Source organism: Pantoea sp. DY-17 (genome assembly GCF_019795975.1).
GTDB classification, from domain to species: domain Bacteria; phylum Pseudomonadota; class Gammaproteobacteria; order Enterobacterales; family Enterobacteriaceae; genus Pantoea; species Pantoea leporis.
The window spans coordinates 2,140,780-2,158,275 of sequence record NZ_JAIMIG010000001.1; the positions used below are offsets into that span (position 1 = coordinate 2,140,780).

Annotated in this window: 13 protein-coding genes; 2 read left to right on the forward strand and 11 right to left on the reverse strand. The window is 57.1% G+C overall.

The genetic code is table 11. From position 1 onward, the window contains the following. Positions 1-55: 55 nt before the first annotated feature. From ndk to K5Y33_RS10035, 3 genes are all read right to left on the reverse strand, one after another. A complete protein-coding gene (gene ndk, locus K5Y33_RS10025; RefSeq protein WP_007884899.1) occupies positions 56-487 on the reverse strand; it encodes a nucleoside-diphosphate kinase in 432 nt (143 codons plus the stop codon). 168 nt (positions 488-655) lie between these two features. Next, positions 656-2,980, reverse strand: coding sequence for a peptidoglycan glycosyltransferase PbpC (gene pbpC / locus K5Y33_RS10030; RefSeq protein ID WP_222233804.1), 2,325 nt, complete (start codon positions 2,978-2,980; stop codon positions 656-658). 6 nt (positions 2,981-2,986) lie between these two features. Further along, complete coding sequence (locus K5Y33_RS10035; protein WP_222233805.1) at positions 2,987-7,873, reverse strand: alpha-2-macroglobulin; 4,887 nt, start codon at positions 7,871-7,873, stop codon at positions 2,987-2,989. A gap of 147 nt (positions 7,874-8,020) precedes the next feature. Here K5Y33_RS10035 and sseA point away from each other — a divergent pair, with 147 nt between their 5' ends. Continuing rightward, positions 8,021-8,860 carry a 3-mercaptopyruvate sulfurtransferase gene (gene sseA / locus K5Y33_RS10040; protein ID WP_222233806.1) on the forward strand — a complete coding sequence of 280 codons (840 nt, stop codon included), beginning with the start codon at positions 8,021-8,023 and terminating at the stop codon, positions 8,858-8,860. 30 nt (positions 8,861-8,890) lie between these two features. On the opposite strand, the gene sseB is transcribed toward sseA, so the two are convergent. The 5 genes from sseB to trmJ all read right to left on the reverse strand — a co-directional run bounded on the left by sseB (position 8,891) and on the right by trmJ (position 13,694). Next, the gene (gene sseB, locus K5Y33_RS10045; RefSeq protein ID WP_101763481.1) at positions 8,891-9,658 is read right to left on the reverse strand and encodes an enhanced serine sensitivity protein SseB; all 768 of its coding nucleotides are present in this window, start codon (positions 9,656-9,658) and stop codon (positions 8,891-8,893) included. Positions 9,659-9,707: 49 nt separating this feature from the next. Further along, positions 9,708-10,994 (reverse strand): aminopeptidase PepB, encoded by a 1,287-nt coding sequence (gene pepB / locus K5Y33_RS10050; RefSeq protein ID WP_101763480.1) that lies wholly within the window; start codon positions 10,992-10,994, stop codon positions 9,708-9,710. 62 nt (positions 10,995-11,056) lie between these two features. Further along, positions 11,057-12,229: an IscS subfamily cysteine desulfurase gene (locus tag K5Y33_RS10055; RefSeq protein ID WP_222233807.1), complete on the reverse strand. Its 1,173-nt coding sequence runs from the start codon at positions 12,227-12,229 to the stop codon at positions 11,057-11,059. An 88-nt stretch (positions 12,230-12,317) separates the two neighbouring features. Beyond that, positions 12,318-12,815 carry a Fe-S cluster assembly transcriptional regulator IscR gene (iscR, locus tag K5Y33_RS10060; RefSeq protein ID WP_008108287.1) on the reverse strand — a complete coding sequence of 166 codons (498 nt, stop codon included), beginning with the start codon at positions 12,813-12,815 and terminating at the stop codon, positions 12,318-12,320. 135 nt (positions 12,816-12,950) lie between these two features. After that, complete coding sequence (gene trmJ, locus K5Y33_RS10065; RefSeq protein WP_110868266.1) at positions 12,951-13,694, reverse strand: tRNA (cytosine(32)/uridine(32)-2'-O)-methyltransferase TrmJ; 744 nt, start codon at positions 13,692-13,694, stop codon at positions 12,951-12,953. 121 nt (positions 13,695-13,815) lie between these two features. Between trmJ and suhB the strand changes: the two genes are divergently transcribed. Further along, the gene (gene suhB / locus K5Y33_RS10070) at positions 13,816-14,619 is read left to right on the forward strand and encodes an inositol-1-monophosphatase (RefSeq protein ID WP_008108283.1); all 804 of its coding nucleotides are present in this window, start codon (positions 13,816-13,818) and stop codon (positions 14,617-14,619) included. Between the two features lie 36 nt (positions 14,620-14,655). On the opposite strand, the gene K5Y33_RS10075 is transcribed toward suhB, so the two are convergent. From K5Y33_RS10075 to K5Y33_RS10085, 3 genes are all read right to left on the reverse strand, one after another. Then, a complete protein-coding gene (locus K5Y33_RS10075; RefSeq protein ID WP_101763476.1) occupies positions 14,656-15,669 on the reverse strand; it encodes a hypothetical protein in 1,014 nt (337 codons plus the stop codon). A 191-nt stretch (positions 15,670-15,860) separates the two neighbouring features. Next, positions 15,861-16,841 (reverse strand): nickel/cobalt transporter, encoded by a 981-nt coding sequence (locus tag K5Y33_RS10080; RefSeq protein WP_222233808.1) that lies wholly within the window; start codon positions 16,839-16,841, stop codon positions 15,861-15,863. After that, positions 16,832-17,458: a DUF1007 family protein gene (locus K5Y33_RS10085; RefSeq protein WP_222233809.1), complete on the reverse strand. Its 627-nt coding sequence runs from the start codon at positions 17,456-17,458 to the stop codon at positions 16,832-16,834. Before K5Y33_RS10085 ends, K5Y33_RS10080 begins: the two co-directional genes overlap by 10 nt. Positions 17,459-17,496: the final 38 nt, after the last annotated feature.

The window sequence follows — 17,496 nt, forward strand, 5'->3', positions numbered from 1 at the left end:
TTTACAGAGGTTGAACAGCTGTAAAGACGGGTGTCCGCTCAGGCCATCAACGCACTTAGCGAGTGCGTGGGCAGACTTCGTTTTCTGCGAAGAAGTACGCGATTTCGCGTGCTGCAGATTCAGCAGAGTCAGAACCGTGGGTCGCGTTCTCGGTGAAGCTGTCCGCGTAATCCGCACGCAGAGTCCCTGCCAGCGCGTTGTCTGGGTTAGTTGCACCCATCAGATCGCGGTGACGCTGAACGGCGTTTTCGCCTTCCAGTACAGAAACCACAACCGGACCAGAAGTCATGAATTCAACCAGACCATCAAAGAATGGACGGCCTTTGTGCTCAGCGTAGAAGCCTTCAGCCTGCTCTTTGGTCAGGTGCAGCATTTTTGCGCCAACGATTTTGAAGCCCGCGCTTTCAAAACGGTTATAAATTGCACCAATCACGTTCTTAGCGACGGCGTTTGGTTTCACGATTGAGAAAGTACGTTCGATTGCCATGTTGACCTCTAGTTAGCATCCTGAAGAATCCGGGAGCTCCTCCCGGTAAGAAAACGCGCCGATTATAGGGATATCGCAGCGCGTTGCCTATTAGCGATTGGCGGAATTATTGAAAATAATTGATTTTTGTCGGGGCGCGCAGGCAAAAAGTATGCCATATCCATGCACTCAACCGCGCGTAAAGGCCACCGATGAGAGTTGCCCCGCTTCATCCATCACCACCAATTGATAACTGCCCGGCTCATCCAGCACCAGCGCCGCACTCTTATCATTCGCGTCCCGCTCCAGCGGCTCTCCGTTTAAGAACCACCAGCGCTGCTCACCTTGCCCGCCCTGCACCGCAACCGGCATCACCAGCACTACTTTACCCGGCAGCGGCTGTACGCGCTGGCCGTTGATCACACCAGTAATCACCATCGGTGGCGCATTGCCCTGATTGCGCGGCGGACAAGCGGGATCGATCGGCGGCAAGCGCTGCGCACGGCGTTCAGCAACCGGCAGCCAGGGTTCAAGCGGCAGCGGCCACATCAGGCGCTCCCGACTTTGTGCATCCGGGCAATCGGCCGCCACACGCCATCCCCGGCTGTTCTGCCAGTAGCGCTGACGCAAGCCATTGACGCCTTCCTGCCCCGGCGCCAGCAGCGTCGGTGGCACAGTTTGATTCAACACCCAACTCTGACGACGCTGGCGACAGTTTTCGTCGCCGGGAGGCAATGGCTGACCGCCAGGCCAGCAAATGCTCATGGCGCTGACCGAAAGCGGACGCGGATCGCGCGGCGCACCGCTCACCGGCATATGTCCCGCCAGCACATTATTGACCTGATTCATCACCGGCACCGCCGAGGCAAAACCAAATTGCCCGGCGACCGGCGTGGCATCCGGCCGCCCAACCCACACGCCAATCAGATAGCGCGGCGTGATGCCAATCGTCCATGCATCACGGTAGCCGTAACTGGTACCGGTTTTCCACGCCAAAGGCGCAATCTCCGCCACCGCGCCGCTGGCCGGAGGTTGCGCCGCGCCAGCCAGAATGCGCCGCACAATCCATGCCGCGCCCGGCGACAACAGCGGCCTCTCCTGCAGCGGCTGTGTTGTCAGCCAGCGCAACTGCGCCGCATTGCCGTGACGGGCAAAGGCGCTGTAGGCCGCCACAATCTCATCCATGCGCGCGCCGGTGCCGCCCAGCACCAGCGACAGATTGGGCTCTGCGCCAGCGGGAAAGCGCAGATTCAATTCCACGTTACGCAAGCGCGCGGCGACACTTTTTGGCCCCAGCGCATCCAGCAACTGCACCGCCGGGAGATTGAGCGACCGCTCCAGCGCAGCGCTGGCGCTCACCGGCCCGTGAAAGCCCGAGTCAAAGTTGCCGGGACGATAGTCACCGAAGCGGCGCGGCACATCCTGCAGCAGTGATTCGCCATGAATCAGCCCATCATCCAGCGCCATGCCATAGACAAAAGGCTTCAGCACCGATCCCGGCGATCGCACGCTGGAGATCATATCGACATGACCAAAACGGCTGTCGTCATTGAAATCCACCGATCCGACATAGCCGCGCACTTTCATGTTTTGGTGATCCACCACCAGCAGCGCCAGCGAGGTGCGCGGCGGTAAGTTGTTTTTCAGCGACGTCGCCAGATTCTCCAGTTCGCGCTGCAGCGACACATCAATGGTTGAGGTGATTTTGTTGTCGGGTGACAGCGACAATAGGCGCCGGGCCAGCAGCGGCGCACGTTGCGGCATTTGGCGCGGCGGCAGCCACACCGCTTCTTGTTTGATATCGGCGACATCCTGCGCTGACCAGACGTGATATTGCGCGAGGCGATCCAGCACTTTATTGCGTGCTGCTTCGGCGCGCTGAGGCCAGCGGTCCGGACGCAGGCGGCTTGGTGCCTGAGGCAACACCGCCAGCAGCGCCGCTTCACCTTGGGTAAGTTGCGAAGGCGGTTTCCCCAGCCACATCCAGCTCGCCGCGCCAACGCCCTCAACCGTGCCGCCAAAAGGGGCGCGATTGAGATACAGCGTGAGGATGTCGCGTTTTGAGAGATGATATTCAAGCTGCAGCGCGCGCCACGCCTGCACCACTTTGCCGCGCAGGGTGCGCGGTTGCGGATCAATAAGCCGCGCCACCTGCATGGTGAGCGTGCTACCGCCGGAGACCACGCCGTGATGCAGCACGTTCTGCCCGACTGCACGCATAATCGCCATCGGATTGATGCCGGGATGATGCCAGAACCAGCGATCTTCGTAGGTCAGCAGCGCCTCAATATAGGAAGGCGAGACATCCTCCAGCGTCACCGGATAGCGCCAAATGCCTTGCGGGTCAGCAAAGCGCCACAGCGGCGTACCGTCCTCAGCCACCACCACGCGCGCCGGCTGTAACTCATGCAGCGGTAGCGGTGTAAGGCGATCCAGCAGCCACAGCGCGGCCAGCAGCAGCAGTAAAAAAAGCGGCAGCCAGCGCCACCGCTTTAGTCGCTTACTTCCAGACATCAATGCTTAACGCACATTGAGTTTTTCCGGCGTGCTGCCAATCGCGCGCCATTCCGGCACATACATCGATTCCACCTGCGGCGGCGGCAGGCGATAGCTGCCCGGCGTCACCGCTCGCGCCAGATACAGCAGCGTGCCCGGCGTGTAGCCATCGAGCGCCAGCGCGGCGACAAAGCGGTCGTCACGGAATTCGATGTGCTTGATGTTGGCTTGCTGCATATCCATCATGCTCTCTTTCAGCGCGTCGGCACTGTCGCCTAAACTGGCGCTGCTGTCGCTCAGGTTCTGGTTTTCCAGCTCCAGTCCGGCAGGCAGCAGATCCACCACCAGCGCATCACTGACGCGCTCGCTGGCCGCGACGTTAAGCCGCACCACCAGCAGCTCGCCACTTTTCAGGTTGGTGAGATCCGCCGGCTTACCCTCCAGCGTGAAGTACTCACGACGGATCTGCAGCACGTTGCTCATCGGCGACGGTGCGGTGCGCGGATACCCCACCACATTCAGCGTGCCGTAAAGCGGCGACGTGTTGTCGCTTTTCACCGACACGCCCTGACGCAGCTGATCTTCCGTCATGCCAATATTGAGCGGCTGATCACTGCTGAGCGGTTCCGCTTTACCCTGCAGGGTCGCCTGCCAGCTTTCACCTTTGTGCTGCTGCAAGGTGCGAGCGGCGAGGAACAACGCGTTGTTTTCCTGGGTCGAGAACCAGCGCTGTCCATGCACGGCTTTTGCCAGCTCGATCAACAACGGACCTTGCATCTCCGGCAGCAGCTGGTTTTCTGTCAGCAGCGACAGAATCAGCGCGCGATCGCGCACCGGGCTGCCGTAATCGCCGAGCCAGCTGTTGGGTTTACGTTCCAGGCCAATGCCCTGCGCCAGCGCCAGTTGTGCGCGCTGTTGATCGCCCATCAGCTTCAATGCCACGCCAAGCTGCACCATCGCCAGGCCCGATTTAGCCCGATCGCGCTTTTCATACAGCGCACGCAACGCACCGAGCGGCGCCTGCTGCTGACGCGCCAGCACCAATCCGGCATAAGCCTGCACGCTGAAACGCAAGCCATCGGCATCGCTGCTCCAGCTGGTTTCGATCTGCGCGGGATCCTGCAGATAGCGCAGCAGACGTTCGTCGGCACGGGTAATCACGCCATCCGGTACGCCGTAACCGGCTTCGCTGGCGCGCAGCAGGAAATCGGTGACGTAAGCCGTCAGCCAGAACTCTTCCTGACTCTCTTTGCTCCACAAACCAAAGCTGCCGTTGCCGCGCTGCATGCCGGCAAGACGCGCGATGCCGGTATCAATTGAGGCGCGACGCGCTTCATCGTTACTGGTTTTGATGCCCATCGCCGTCAGCTGCGCATGATTGGTGAACACCGACGGCCAAATGCCGCTGGCGGTCTGTTCAAGGCAGCCATAAGGATAGGCGTACAGCGAACGGATATAGCTGGCGATATTCAGCGGTGGACGGTTACTGAGCGACAGCTGTCCGCTCAAGGTATCCTGCTGCAAGCCATTGAAGGCGCTGGCCATCACCTGCCAGTTCTGACCGGTTTGCATCACGTTATCGAAACTCAGCGTTTGTGCCGGATAGGCCGGACGCACGCCAATTTTCCATTTACGCTCGCTCGCTGCCAGCGTTTCGCCCGGCAAACTCATGCCGGAAACCCTGACCTGTACCTCGCCTTCACCGAAGCCGCCCAGCGCTCTGACCGGAATTTGCAAGGTGGTGCGCGCGCCTTGCGCCAGCTGCACGCTGGCAGGGATGTTGCCGTTCAGGGCGATCTGGCCGCTGGCGCTGATGTTGATTTTCAGCGTTTGCGGTTGATCGGTGAGGTTAGTGAGATCCAGCGCCAGCGTAGATTGATCGCCGCTGGCCAGGAAGCGCGGCGTCGCCAGTTCACTGATCAATGGCGCGGCAACCACCAGCTTACGATCGGCCGACCCGAAGCTGTCGTCGCTCCACACCTGCGCCATCAAACGCAGTTCGCCATTAAACGCCGGAATCGGCAGTTCCAGCGTACCTTCGCCATTGGCATCCAGCGTTACGGGCTGCAACTGCTGCGCCACAATATGCACGTCAGTGACCGGTTTTTTGCCGCCGCGCGACAGCGCATCCGCATCGTCGCCGTCACCACCAAAGCGCAGCGCGGCCAGTTTGCCACCGCCTTCAATCAGTTGACCAAACACATCGTATTGATCGGCGTTATAACGCTTGCGGCCAAAGAACGCTTCCCACGGATTCGGGGTTTTGTAGTCAGTGATGTTAAGCACGCCGCTGTCCACCGCCGAGAGTAATACCTGAACCTGCTTCGGCAATGCGCCACCTTCACGACTGGCTTTGATCTGCACTTTTAGCGTCTGCTCAGGACGGATCTTATCCGGCGCGTCGAGCGCTAAGCTGAGGCGGCGCGCTTCGGTCGCCATCGGCAGATGCAGTAACCCCACCGCGCGCTTCGGCGTGACGCCGCTGGCCTTGTCGCCGTCGCGCACCACGATGGCGCTGAGATAAAGATCGTGTCGCTTCCAGCTGTCGCTAATCGGTACATCAATGGTTGCGCCGCCCGCCGGAACCTCCAGCGGTTGCCACCACAGCGTGCCGCTGCTGGATTCCACCATCAGATAGCCTTTGCCGGCAGCAGGCGACTCCACCTGTACGTGTGCGATGTCGCCCGCCTGATAGGCGGTTTTATCAATTTTCAGTTTGACCTGATCCGGACGCAGCGCGCCGGTGCCGTTGGTATTGTCCTGCCACCCATATCCGGCCTGGAAGCGTACGCTGCTAATGATGTTGTCGCCGGCATGCACTTCCAGGCGATAGGTGCCCCACTCCACCGGGAAACTCACTTTCTGGCTGCCGCCCGCCGCAATAGAGATGCGCTGCTGATCCTCCTGCAGATCCTTTTGATCGAAGCGCGATTGCCAGCCTTCGCTGTCAGAGAAGCTCCAGTAATAGTCGCGGCGTTCGTGGATCAGGCGCACATCAAGATCTGACGCCGCCAGTTTTTCGCCCTGCGGATTGGCGTAGACCACGTCGAATTCCGCGAGGCTGTTTTCTGCCACGGTCGGCTCATCGTGATAACGATCGCTGCGATAGTCATATACCGATTCACTGCTAAACAGCGGACGGATGCCGGGCAGCGCCGCTGCCGGCCAAATCGCCTGAGTCGCGCGGCGCGTCACCGGACGGCCGCCGGTTTCCAGCAGGCTGGCTTGCAGAATCAGATTGAGCGGTGAATGGATCTCTTTCCAGCTGCTCTCAACGTTAAGCTGCAGCTTGCCGCTCTCATCCAGCTTCTCATCCACATCATCGAGCGAACGTTTCAGCTCTTCAGTGATGTCGCCAAATTGATAGCCGGGCAGCGCGGCCACCGCTTCACGCGCGGGACGCAGGAACAGCAGCCCTTGCAGCTCGTTACCCGCAGCCGGCGCGCCGTACAGATAGCGGCCTTCAACAACAAAGGTGACGTCCTCATCCGGCGCCACCGGCTGCGCGCTGTTGGTCAAATCCAGCGCCATGCGCTCCGGCAGGAAATCTTCGACGTGGAACGGCCAGCTGCGCGGCTGGTTGTCGCCACTGTTGATACGCAGCGTCCATTCGCCGGTCATTGCGGAAGCCGGTATCGCGAAGCGATGTTGATAGATGCCGTTCTCCGGCTGCCAGACAAAGGTCTGCGACACTTCGCCATTCGGCTGCACCACGTCGGCTTTCACCGGCTGCGGCGGCAACGGTTTGCCATCAGCATCACGCAGCAGCGCGTTGACGATCACCGTTTCACCCGGACGATAGAGATCGCGCGGACCAAATACGAACAACTGTTTGTCGTAGCCTTGCGGTCCATCAATCGGGAACTCCGCCAGATCCAGCGCCGGACGATTAAGATCGATCAGCGAGGTTTGGTCCTTTTGTGTCGCCAGCAGCAGCTTGCCTTTAGCATTCGCCGGTAAACGCAAATGACCGTAGCTGTCGCTGGTGCCACTGGCGAGTTGTTTGCCTTTCTCATCCAGCAGCTGCACGCTAACGTCATCAAGTGGCGCGCCATTGGTCAGGCTTTGGGCAAACAGTTCCAGCTGTTCAGGGAATTGGTGCAGCGACAAACCGATGTCGCTCAACGTAAACAGTGTCGCCGGTTGCGTGTAGTTGTAGGTTCCGGCCTGTTTCATCACCGCCAGATAAACGCCCGGCTGCTTCAGCGCATCGACATCGCCCAGCGGCAGCTGCATTTTCTCGCGCGTGTTGCGTGCCGGATTAAGATCGAAGCGGGCGCCGTAAACCAGATCGGCATTTTTCAGCAGCTCGCGTGATTCCCAGTACGACATATTGTTGCCGTAATTCCACTGCGCCAGAAAATCGGCCAGCGAGGCACTTTTCACGCGGAAGAAATCGACGTCGACGTTATTCACATTCAGCGCCAGCACCGGCAATCCCTGCGTCAGACGCAGCGGCAGCAGCGATCCGCGACTGGCAAAACCCACCATCGGCTGGATATCGCGCGTGGTGAGCGATTGGCTAAAAGATTTCGATAAGGTGCTGCCATCGGCTGCTTTGAGACCGGCATCGACATTAACCGTCAACTTGCGCGACGGTTCAGGATGACGAAAACGCAACGCTTTACCGTTTGGCGCCAGCTCCCAGCCGCCATCAACCTTGCCGCTTTTCTCATCGATAATCTGCACGCGCGCAGCGAAATTCTGCTTCGCTTCAAGCGGCGTGTTGAAGGTCAACACCAGCGCGGCGGCGCCGTCAAGTTGCAGCTCGGAGAGATCGATAACCGACAGCGATTTCTGCGTTGCTGTTGCGGCTGCCGCTTCCTCCGCGTGACTCGTCAAGGTCCCGCCGCCCAGTAATCCAGCACCGATCAGCGCGCTGAGCAGCAGCCGGTTAAAACGTTTTGCCATGGTAATTCCCTCACCAGTCCCAGAAGTTAAGAAAACGTCATTCCGCGCAATTTCACATCAACCCGCCAACTTTAGCAATCACACCCTTGAGATAGCGTTCACATTCCCGGAGACTGGTCGTTTCCCGTTTGCTGAGAAGAGGTTGCTATGACAGCCATATTTGTGTCCGCTGATTGGTTGAAAGAACATTACACCGAGGAAACATTGCAGGTGCTTGATGCCCGCATGTTACCGCCTGGCCAGGAAGCCGTACGTGATGTGCAGGCTGAATATCTGGCTGGTCATCTGCCGAATGCGCCGTTCTTCGATATTGAAGCCTTGTCCGATCACACCAGTGCTTATCCACACATGATGCCCCGCGCCGAATCCTTTGCGGTGGCAATGCGCGAATTGGGCGTCAGCCAGGACAAACATCTGGTGGTGTATGACGAAGGCAACCTGTTTTCGGCTCCGCGTGCGTGGTGGATGCTGCGCGCCTTTGGCTGCGAAAACGTGTCGATTCTGGCCGGAGGATTACAGGGCTGGAAGGCAGCCGGTTTCGATGTCGCCACCGGACCGGTTAGTTTGCCGGAGGGTGAATTCGAAGCGACTTATGATAGCGCACAGGTGAAACGTCTGACCGATGTGCTGCTGATCAGCCACGAAGGCGGTGCGCAGATTGTCGATGCCCGTGCGGCGAACCGTTTTAACGCCGAAGTGGATGAACCGCGTCCGGGCTTGCTGCGCGGGCATATTCCCAACAGCCTGAACGTGCCGTGGAACAGTTTAGTGGTAAATGGTGAATTGAAACCGGCAGCGGAACTGCGCGATCTGTTTGCTCAGGCGGGGGTAAAACTGGATCAGCCGGTGATTGCCAGCTGCGGTTCGGGTGTCACGGCGGTGGTGGTGATTCTGGCGCTCACCTCGCTGGGTGTGCGGGATGTGACGCTGTACGACGGTTCGTGGGGCGAATGGGGCAGCCGCGACGATTTACCGATCGAGAAGTGATAGCAGGTCGCCATCAATGGCGACCACGCATTATATAATCCGCTGACTGCCCTTAAAATCGCGCAGGAAACTGCCCCAGCGACGTTCATAGAACGGCGTGATGTGGGCAGTAAAGAAGTGGCTCACGCCGCGATCTTCATTAACCACTTCACAGATATCAATGGGCGCATCATCCGCAAGCGTATCCGTCGCTACACCGCCCGCCGCCTGAATAATCTCATCGATATCGCTATCAGCTTCGATACCAATCAGCAGGTTCGGTGCTTCGCTGGCGCTTTCACGAATGCTGGCGATGTAAGCACGGCGTACCTGTTTGTACTTGGCAAACAGTTGCGTTAACGAATCAATCATCTGCGCTGGCGGCTCGGCCACTTCGGACAACAGCAACGCATGACCACCTTCCAGCACGGTTTGCTGGCTCAGCGCACTGCCCTCTTCGCCAATCAAATGGGCGATTTCACCCGGCGAAAACTCTTTACCCGCAGGCAGTTTCGGATTGAGGAACAGCGTTTCGCCTTGCGTGATTTCAAACAGCGTGCGCACCGGCATGCGCAGATAAGGCTGTTCATCTTTGATGGCCTCGCCCATCGCCTCTTCCGAGGTGAAGAACGGGATCACGCTGCCGCCACCCTCTTTTTCCCAATGCTGTAATTCGACCGGCGAAGTCGCATCAAACTGTTCGGCGGGACTTTCGCCTGGCACCCACACATCGGCTTCCAGCAGCAGCTGGAAAAATTCCGGACGGTGCGCAGGCTCAGTGGCCGCCAGCTTCAGCACCTCTTCAAGACGGTTACTCATTTATCGTATTCCAAAAAAGACGGCAAGCTTGCGCCTGCCGTGATGAGGATTATTTCAGTAACAGATTGGCGACGGTGCGCACACCCAAACCGGTCGCACCCGCGGACCACTGATCCACCGCGCTTTTGCGGTACGTCGCGGAGCAGTCAATGTGCAGCCAGCCTTGCTGATATTTGCTGACGAAATGCGACAGAAACGCCGCCGCACTGCTGGCACCTGCCGCATGTGACGGACTAGCGATGTTATTCAGATCGGCAAAGTTTGAAGGCAGATGGCTGCGATGGAACTCGGCCAGAGGCAGACGCCAGAAGGCTTCGTTTTCGCCGGTTGCGCTGCCAAGCAGCGATTCCGCCAGCACATCGTCAAAGGTAAAAAGCGCGTGATAATCGTTACCCAGCGCGGTTTTCGCCGCGCCGGTCAGCGTTGCCGCATCGATTAGCAGTTCAGGATTTTGCTCGCTGGCATCGATCAGGCCATCGGCCAACACCAGACGACCTTCCGCATCGGTGTTCATCACTTCCACGGTTTTACCGTTGCGATAGCGAATGATGTCGCCCAGACGGAACGCGTTGCCGCTGACCATGTTGTCTGCGCAGCATAGATACAGCTTCACACGCTTATTCAGACCGCGTGAAATCGCCAGCGCCAGTGCGCCAGTCAGCGTTGCCGCGCCGCCCATATCAGACTTCATTGAGTCCATGAAAGCGCTCTGCTTCAGGCTGTAACCGCCGGTATCAAAGGTGATGCCTTTACCGACCAGACAGGCGTAAACCGGCGCATCTTCATCGCCAGTTGGATTGAAATCCAGCGCCAGCAACACCGGTGCGCGCGTGGAGCCGCGGCCCACGGTGTGGATACCGGCGTAACCCTGAACACGCAAATCGTCACCTTTGGTGATGCGATAGCTGACTGCTTTGCCGCCCACTTCGTTGATCAGATCAACCGCGTTGTGCGCCAGCTGTTCCGGGCTAAGATCTTCCGCCGGCAGGTTGATGGTGTCGCGCACCCAGTCAACAATCTTCAGACGACGTGCAAATTCAGCCTGATCGTCTTCATTGAATTCCGGCCACTCGACCTGACGTTTGCCTTTCGGGCTGCGATAGCCTTGCCAGAACGCCCAGCACTTTTCCACATCCCAGCCTTCGCCCTGCAGCGAGACGTGACGAATGCCCTGGCCGTCCAGCTTGCGCCCCGCGCGCTGGATGCTCATCAGCGCGTCTGCGCCAGTCAGGTGTACGGTCATGCCACTTTCGTTGCTGCTCAGCAGCGCTTTGTCACCCCAGCGCGCATCGGCGGCCTGGGAGCTGAGCGTAATTATCATCGGTTGTGTTGTCATCGCGTGGCTCCGTTTGCGTTAGGTGTCACCTTGCGCCAGAACCGGCGCAAGGGGTGCATGAATTAGCGGGCGTTTGCCGCAGGCGAAAGTGCCCGCAAGAGTGTTACCGCTTTGTTAACCAGCTCGATAGCGTACTCAATTTCCTCTGCGCTGGTGAAGCGTCCGAGCGAAAAACGCAGCGAGCTGTGTGCCAGCTCCTGCTCAACGCCCATCGCGCGCAGCACATAGGAAGGTTCGAGACTGGCCGAGGTACAGGCGGAACCGGATGACAGCGCCAAATCTTTCAGCGCCATAATCAGCGATTCGCCATCGACGTGGGCAAAACTAATATTGAGGATGTTCGGAGCGCCCTGCTCCAGCGAACCGTTGAGGTTCACGTTACCCAATTGACTAATACCGCGCCACAGACGCTGGCGCAGCTCGGCCAGACGCGCCATTTCGCTGCCCATCTCTTCACGCGCAATACGGTAGGCTTCGCCCATGCCGACAATCTGATGCACCGGCAACGTGCCCGAACGCATGCCGCGCTCGTGACCGCCACCGTGCATCTGTGCATCAATTTGCAGACGCGGTTTACGACGCACCCACAGCGCGCCGATGCCTTTCGGTCCATACAGCTTGTGCGCTGAGAACGACATCAAATCCACCGGCAGTTCAGTGACGTCAATCGGCAATTTGCCGACGCTTTGCGTGGCATCAACGTGAAACAGGATGTCACGCGCACGGCACAGCGCGCCGAGTGCGGCGATGTCCTGAATCACACCGGTTTCATTATTGACGTGCATCAGCGATACCAGCACCGTGTCGTCACGCAGTGCAGATTCGAGCATCTGCGGCGTAACGATACCGTCGCTGCCCGGCTGTAAGAAGGTGACATCAAAGCCTTCGTGCGCCAGTTGCTGGCAACTGTCAAGCACCGCTTTGTGTTCGGTTTGGCTGGTAATAATGTGTTTGCCGCGCGCCTGATGGAATTGCGCGGCACCTTTGATCGCAAGGTTGTCCGCTTCGGTCGCGCCGGAGGTAAAAACGATTTCACGGGGATCGGCATTGACCAGCTCAGCAACTTGATTGCGAGCCACATCAACAGCTTCTTCAGCCTGCCAGCCAAAACGGTGGGAACGGGACGCGGGGTTACCGAAAGTGCCATCCATTGTGAGGAACTGCATCATTTTGGTGGCAACACGCGGATCCGCAGGCGTAGTGGCTGCGTAATCCAGGTAAATCGGTAATTTCATTGCGCTAAAACTCCGTATAAAAAATCATACGTCTTTATAGCACATTCGGCCTCGCCCGTATGAACAGGAAAGGCCGAAGGAGAACTGATTAAGCGCGCAGATTAACGTTGATGGTTTCTTGCACACGATGCTGCTGGAAACGACGATTGTCGACGGTATTCTGACGATCGGCCACTTCGAGGATTTCCTGATTATTCACCAATTCCGCCAACGTGATGTTGTTGAGGAAGTCGCTGATGCGCTCACTCAGATCACGCCACAAAACGTGGGTCAGGCAACGCTCGCCGCCCTGGCAGCCCTCTTTGCCCTGGCATTTAGTGGCATCGACAGATTCGTCAACGGCGGTAATAACCGCGCCCACAGCAATCGCGCTTGAATCTTTGCCTAACAGATAACCGCCGCCTGGACCACGAACGCTGGCCACTAAGCCGTGCTTACGCAGACGTGAGAATAACTGCTCCAGATAGGACAAAGAGATGCCCTGACGCTCAGAAATGTCAGCTAGCGGCACCGGGCCCTCATTGGAGTGCAGTGCAACGTCCAGCATAGCGGTTACGGCATAACGTCCTTTGGATGTCAGTCTCATAGCATACAACCTCGTAAGCGTCCGTCCGGTTATCGGCGGGTTATCTGAAGAATTGACGCCAGTCTGACATTCCTGAGTAAAACGGTCAACTATTTAACCAAGTAAATTGCTCAACTATTTAACCAACTGTTTTACTCAACTATTATCCACATTACCTTTGCGCTTTTCGAACGATGCCATCATGCCGCGCAGGATGTTCAGTTCGTCGCGTTCGGGGCGCGCACGTGTATATAAACGACGCAGCTTGCTCATCACCTGGCTTGGCGTGCCTTCACGGATAAAGCCGCTGTTCAGCATCATCTGTTCGATGTGCTGATAGAAGCGCTCCAGATCGTCAACCAGCGGATACGGTGATTCGACAGGCTCTTCCGTCGGCGCGGCTTTTTCCTGCGCGTCCAGCCAGGCCATGCGCACTTCGTAAGCGATGATCTGCACCGCCATCGCCAGATTCAGTGAGCTGTATTCCGGGTTCGCCTGAATCGCGACGTGATAGTGACATTTCTGCAACTCTTCGTTAGTCAGGCCCACGCGCTCGCGGCCAAACACCAACGCCACCGGCGCCTGCTGGCCCTCTTCCACGCTTTTAATGCCGCACTCGCGTGAATCCAACATGGGCCACGGCAGTGAACGTGAACGTGCGCTGGTGCCAACCACCAAACTACAACCGGCAATGGCTTCATCCATGGTATCGACAATGCGCGCATTACCAATGACATCGCTGGCACCGGCGGCGAGGGAAATGGCCTGTGAATCGGGTTTCACCAGCGGATTGACCAGATAAAGGTTGGTTAAGCCCATGGTTTTCATCGCGCGTGCGACGGAGCCCATGTTGCCGGTGTGCGACGTTTCTACCAGTACGATTCGGATATTCTGCAGCATAATTAGAGGCGGTCAGGGAAATGATGGCGCGCATCCTAACATAAAAAGAGGACATTTGCTGAACACGCTGATATACTCCGCGCCGTTTTCCCCGTTCTTTAACATCCAGCGAGAGATACCGATGCATCCGATGCTCAACATAGCCGTGCGCGCCGCGCGCAAGGCCGGAAATTTAATTGCCAAGAATTATGAAACCCCGGACGCTGTCGAAGCCAGCCAGAAAGGCAGCAACGACTTCGTTACCAATGTTGACCGTGACGCAGAACGTTTGATTATCGAAGTAATTCGTAAATCGTACCCGAAACACACCATCATCACCGAAGAAAGCGGTGAGCTGGCGGGCGAAGATCAAGACATTCAATGGGTAATCGATCCGCTGGATGGCACCACCAACTTCATCAAACGTTTACCACACTTCTCCGTTTCTATCGCTGTGCGCATCAAAGGCCGCACCGAAGTGGCTGTGGTTTACGATCCAATGCGCAACGAACTCTTTACCGCCGTACGCGGTCAGGGCGCTCAGCTGAATGGCTATCGCCTGCGCGGCAGCACGGCGCGCGATCTGGATGGCACCATCCTGGCGACCGGCTTCCCGTTCAAGTTGAAGCAGCACGCAACGCCTTACATCAACATCGTTGGCAAACTGTTCACCCAGTGCGCTGATTTCCGTCGCACCGGTTCGGCGGCGCTGGATCTGGCGTACACCGCTGCAGGTCGCGTTGATGGTTTCTTTGAGATTGGCCTGAAGCCGTGGGATTTTGCGGCGGGCGAGCTGCTGGTGCGTGAAGCGGGCGGCCTGGTGACTGACTTTACCGGCAACCACGGCTACGTGATGTCAGGTAACATCGTTGCGGGTAACCCACGCGTAGTGAAAGCAATGCTGGCATCGATGCGTGAAGAGTTGAGTGAAGCGCTGAAGCGCTAGAAGCGAGAAGGCGGCTGAATCAGCCGCCTTTTTTTGTTACCGACGTTCGTGGCTTAATACCTGACGCGGTTGCGTCCTGCGACCCACGCGCCCCAGCAATGCTGCCAATACCGCTTCAATCACCAGCATAAAGAAGGTGAACCAGCTCGCTTTCGCCGTTGCGGCCGCCGCTTGCTCAGCCACTTCACGGGCTTTTTGCTCCGCCTGCTGTTTCAACTCCTGGTACTGTTGCACGGCTTTTTTATAGCTCTCCTCGGTTTGAGTCACAATCTGCTCAACCTCTTGATCGCTTTTACCGGTGCGCGCTTTGATAATATTTTTCAGCGCATCACGATCGGCAGCTTGCAATGTATCTGAGTGACGATTCATAACGCCTTTCAACCAATTAGCCAGATCATTATCAGCATTCTGTGGATTTTGTGCCGTTTGCTCTGCTTGATTTTGCGCGTTATTGGCTTCGTTATTTACATCCTTTTGCAGATTCTCAGGTTGTAATTCTGTCTTGCCGGTTTGACGCAGCGTAGTTTGTAATTCGTTTTTTAAATCATCTAAATTGATATTACTTTCCTGCAGCTTCTCTTTTGCCATATTGGTCAGTGATGGCGCCGCTGCGGAAATTCCATTACCAACAGCATTTACGCCGGCGCCTAAAATATTAAACGCACCGCCAATAACGCCAGTCGCCAGGGTAATCGCGAGCCATAATGTCAAAATGGTGCTAACACCAAACATCAACAAACCATGCATCGCCCCTTCGCGCTGCGCCAGACGCCCCGCAACGTAGCTACCTACGCCCATGGCAATCAGCATACTCACGCCGGTCCAGATTAACGCGCCGGTTCCCAGATGCTGCAGCGGATTTTGTTCCTGTTGTGGATCAATGGTTGTTGCACCAATCGCTGTACCCAATATCCCCAATAAAATATGAATGATTAGCGCAGCGATAACGCCGGCAAATACTGCGCTCCATGAAATACGTTTTAATGGTAGGCCGCCATGCACGTCGTGCACCGTATCTACGCTGCCATTATTAATCCGAGTTTCAGGCATCGTTTTCTCCTCGCAGAATATTTCGCTGAAATTTTATAATTGCTAATCCACCAGGATATTGACTGGTGTAATTGAGCTTAGACAGAGAAATCTATTTTCACCAGCGCGCTAAGCGGAGATATTTAATTAACTGTTGAGGGGGAGAATACTTGCAACAGTGGAATATTTACACTACCCAAATATCCTTAATGTCAGAAAGGACGAATTCCACCGCCGATGCCCGGCGCGGCACTTTGCCATAATGCAACGCCCGCAACGATTAACAGCACGCTACCTAACATGGCGAGCAGCGGCACCAGCAGCCTGGTCGCAGGATGAGCACCGCCGGCCTGCCCTAAGCGCTGAGCCAGCAGACGGGAGCGCTGCACTAACAAGCCGAGCGCCGAAACCGTCACAGCAGTGCCCACCGCCATCGCCACGGCAGAGGCGACGCCCCACGCATACACACCAATCACTTTGGCAAACAGCAGCATCATGATGGCGCCGGAACAGGGCCGCAACCCCATGGAAAACACCACCAGCGTCTGCGTTTTAGCGCTAACCGCCTGGTCCATCTGCGCAGCGCTGGGCAGATGCGCATGTCCGCAGCCGCAGTGTTCATCGTGCTGATGCGCTGGGCGAATAGCGTGGATCTGCAACTTTGGCTGAGGACGCCATTGCTGACGCAGCGATCGCAATGCACGCCAACCGACCCAAATACCCAGCGCGACGACTAACAGATAACTGCCCTTCTCCAGCCAGTAACTGCCGAGATGCATCTGACGCGACGAGGTTTGCAGCACCACCAGCATTAGCGTCACCAAACCAATCGCCACGCCGCCCTGCAGCAAAGCAGCCAACAACGTTAGCTTCATGCTGGTTTTCAACTTTGCCGGATGGGTGGCAAGAAAGGTAGTGATCACCACTTTGCCGTGTCCCGGCCCCAGCGCATGCAGCACGCCGTAAGCGAGGCTGAACAGCATCAGCGTCACGCCCGCATGCTGCGGTTGTTCAGCCACCTGCTGCAAAAGCTGCGTCATTTCGCGATTGAGGATTTTTTGCCACAGCACGCTTTGCAGCAAAATCTGCGACCAGTGCTGCCACAGCAGCACGCCCGCTAGCAGCAATAACGCCGCCATCAGCCACAGCGGCCATAAACGACGTGAACGGGAGGGAAGCGAAATCAGTGACATGTCAGTGTCACCGTTTGGGCGAATTGCTGGCCAAGATCCATATCCTCTGGCGGCGCATCGGCTTTATCCAGCGACAGCGCATATTGCTTCAGCGAGTCATCCGGTTTCGGCGTATGCAGATCGATCTGGCAATGCGATTTAACGGTGTCGTCCATGGTTAATGCCTGTGGATTATCGTAATACATATCAACAAAGTAGCTGGGATCAAAAGTCTGAATGCGATACTGCTTCGCGCTCAATAACTGCGGCTCGCCAAACGGCACGATAAACTCCAGCACCGCTTTGTTGCCGTTGCGCGATAAGTTGTACTCTTTCGGCAGATTGAGAAACTTGACCCGATTTCTGTCCTGCCATATTTCGGTGAAATAGTGCTGACCGAGCACATTTGCCATCACCTGCGCCGCCAGCTTTTTCCACACCACATCGCCGGGCTTGGCTTTACCTGCGTCGTATAACAGATCGGCGGAGGTTATCTCATCCATGGTCCACACCATTTTCATGCCGCTAAGATGTTGGTTGTCACTGATGAATTCGGTTTTCATGTCAATGAAGCTATGCGGATGTGACCAGGCTGCGGTGCTGAACAACAGCGTAAACGTAATGAGTGCAATTTTCATGTGTTATAAAGTAACAATTTTAAAGTGAAGTGTAGAGT

Coding starts and splice junctions, on each gene's coding strand:
- ndk (WP_007884899.1), bottom strand. CDS start 487: ATGGCAATCGAACGTACTTTCTCAATCGTGAAACCAAACGCCGTCGCT.
- pbpC (WP_222233804.1), bottom strand. CDS start 2,980: ATGTCTGGAAGTAAGCGACTAAAGCGGTGGCGCTGGCTGCCGCTTTTT.
- K5Y33_RS10035 (WP_222233805.1), bottom strand. CDS start 7,873: ATGGCAAAACGTTTTAACCGGCTGCTGCTCAGCGCGCTGATCGGTGCT.
- sseA (WP_222233806.1), top strand. CDS start 8,021: ATGACAGCCATATTTGTGTCCGCTGATTGGTTGAAAGAACATTACACC.
- sseB (WP_101763481.1), bottom strand. CDS start 9,658: ATGAGTAACCGTCTTGAAGAGGTGCTGAAGCTGGCGGCCACTGAGCCT.
- pepB (WP_101763480.1), bottom strand. CDS start 10,994: ATGACAACACAACCGATGATAATTACGCTCAGCTCCCAGGCCGCCGAT.
- K5Y33_RS10055 (WP_222233807.1), bottom strand. CDS start 12,229: ATGAAATTACCGATTTACCTGGATTACGCAGCCACTACGCCTGCGGAT.
- iscR (WP_008108287.1), bottom strand. CDS start 12,815: ATGAGACTGACATCCAAAGGACGTTATGCCGTAACCGCTATGCTGGAC.
- trmJ (WP_110868266.1), bottom strand. CDS start 13,694: ATGCTGCAGAATATCCGAATCGTACTGGTAGAAACGTCGCACACCGGC.
- suhB (WP_008108283.1), top strand. CDS start 13,816: ATGCATCCGATGCTCAACATAGCCGTGCGCGCCGCGCGCAAGGCCGGA.
- K5Y33_RS10075 (WP_101763476.1), bottom strand. CDS start 15,669: ATGCCTGAAACTCGGATTAATAATGGCAGCGTAGATACGGTGCACGAC.
- K5Y33_RS10080 (WP_222233808.1), bottom strand. CDS start 16,841: ATGTCACTGATTTCGCTTCCCTCCCGTTCACGTCGTTTATGGCCGCTG.
- K5Y33_RS10085 (WP_222233809.1), bottom strand. CDS start 17,458: ATGAAAATTGCACTCATTACGTTTACGCTGTTGTTCAGCACCGCAGCC.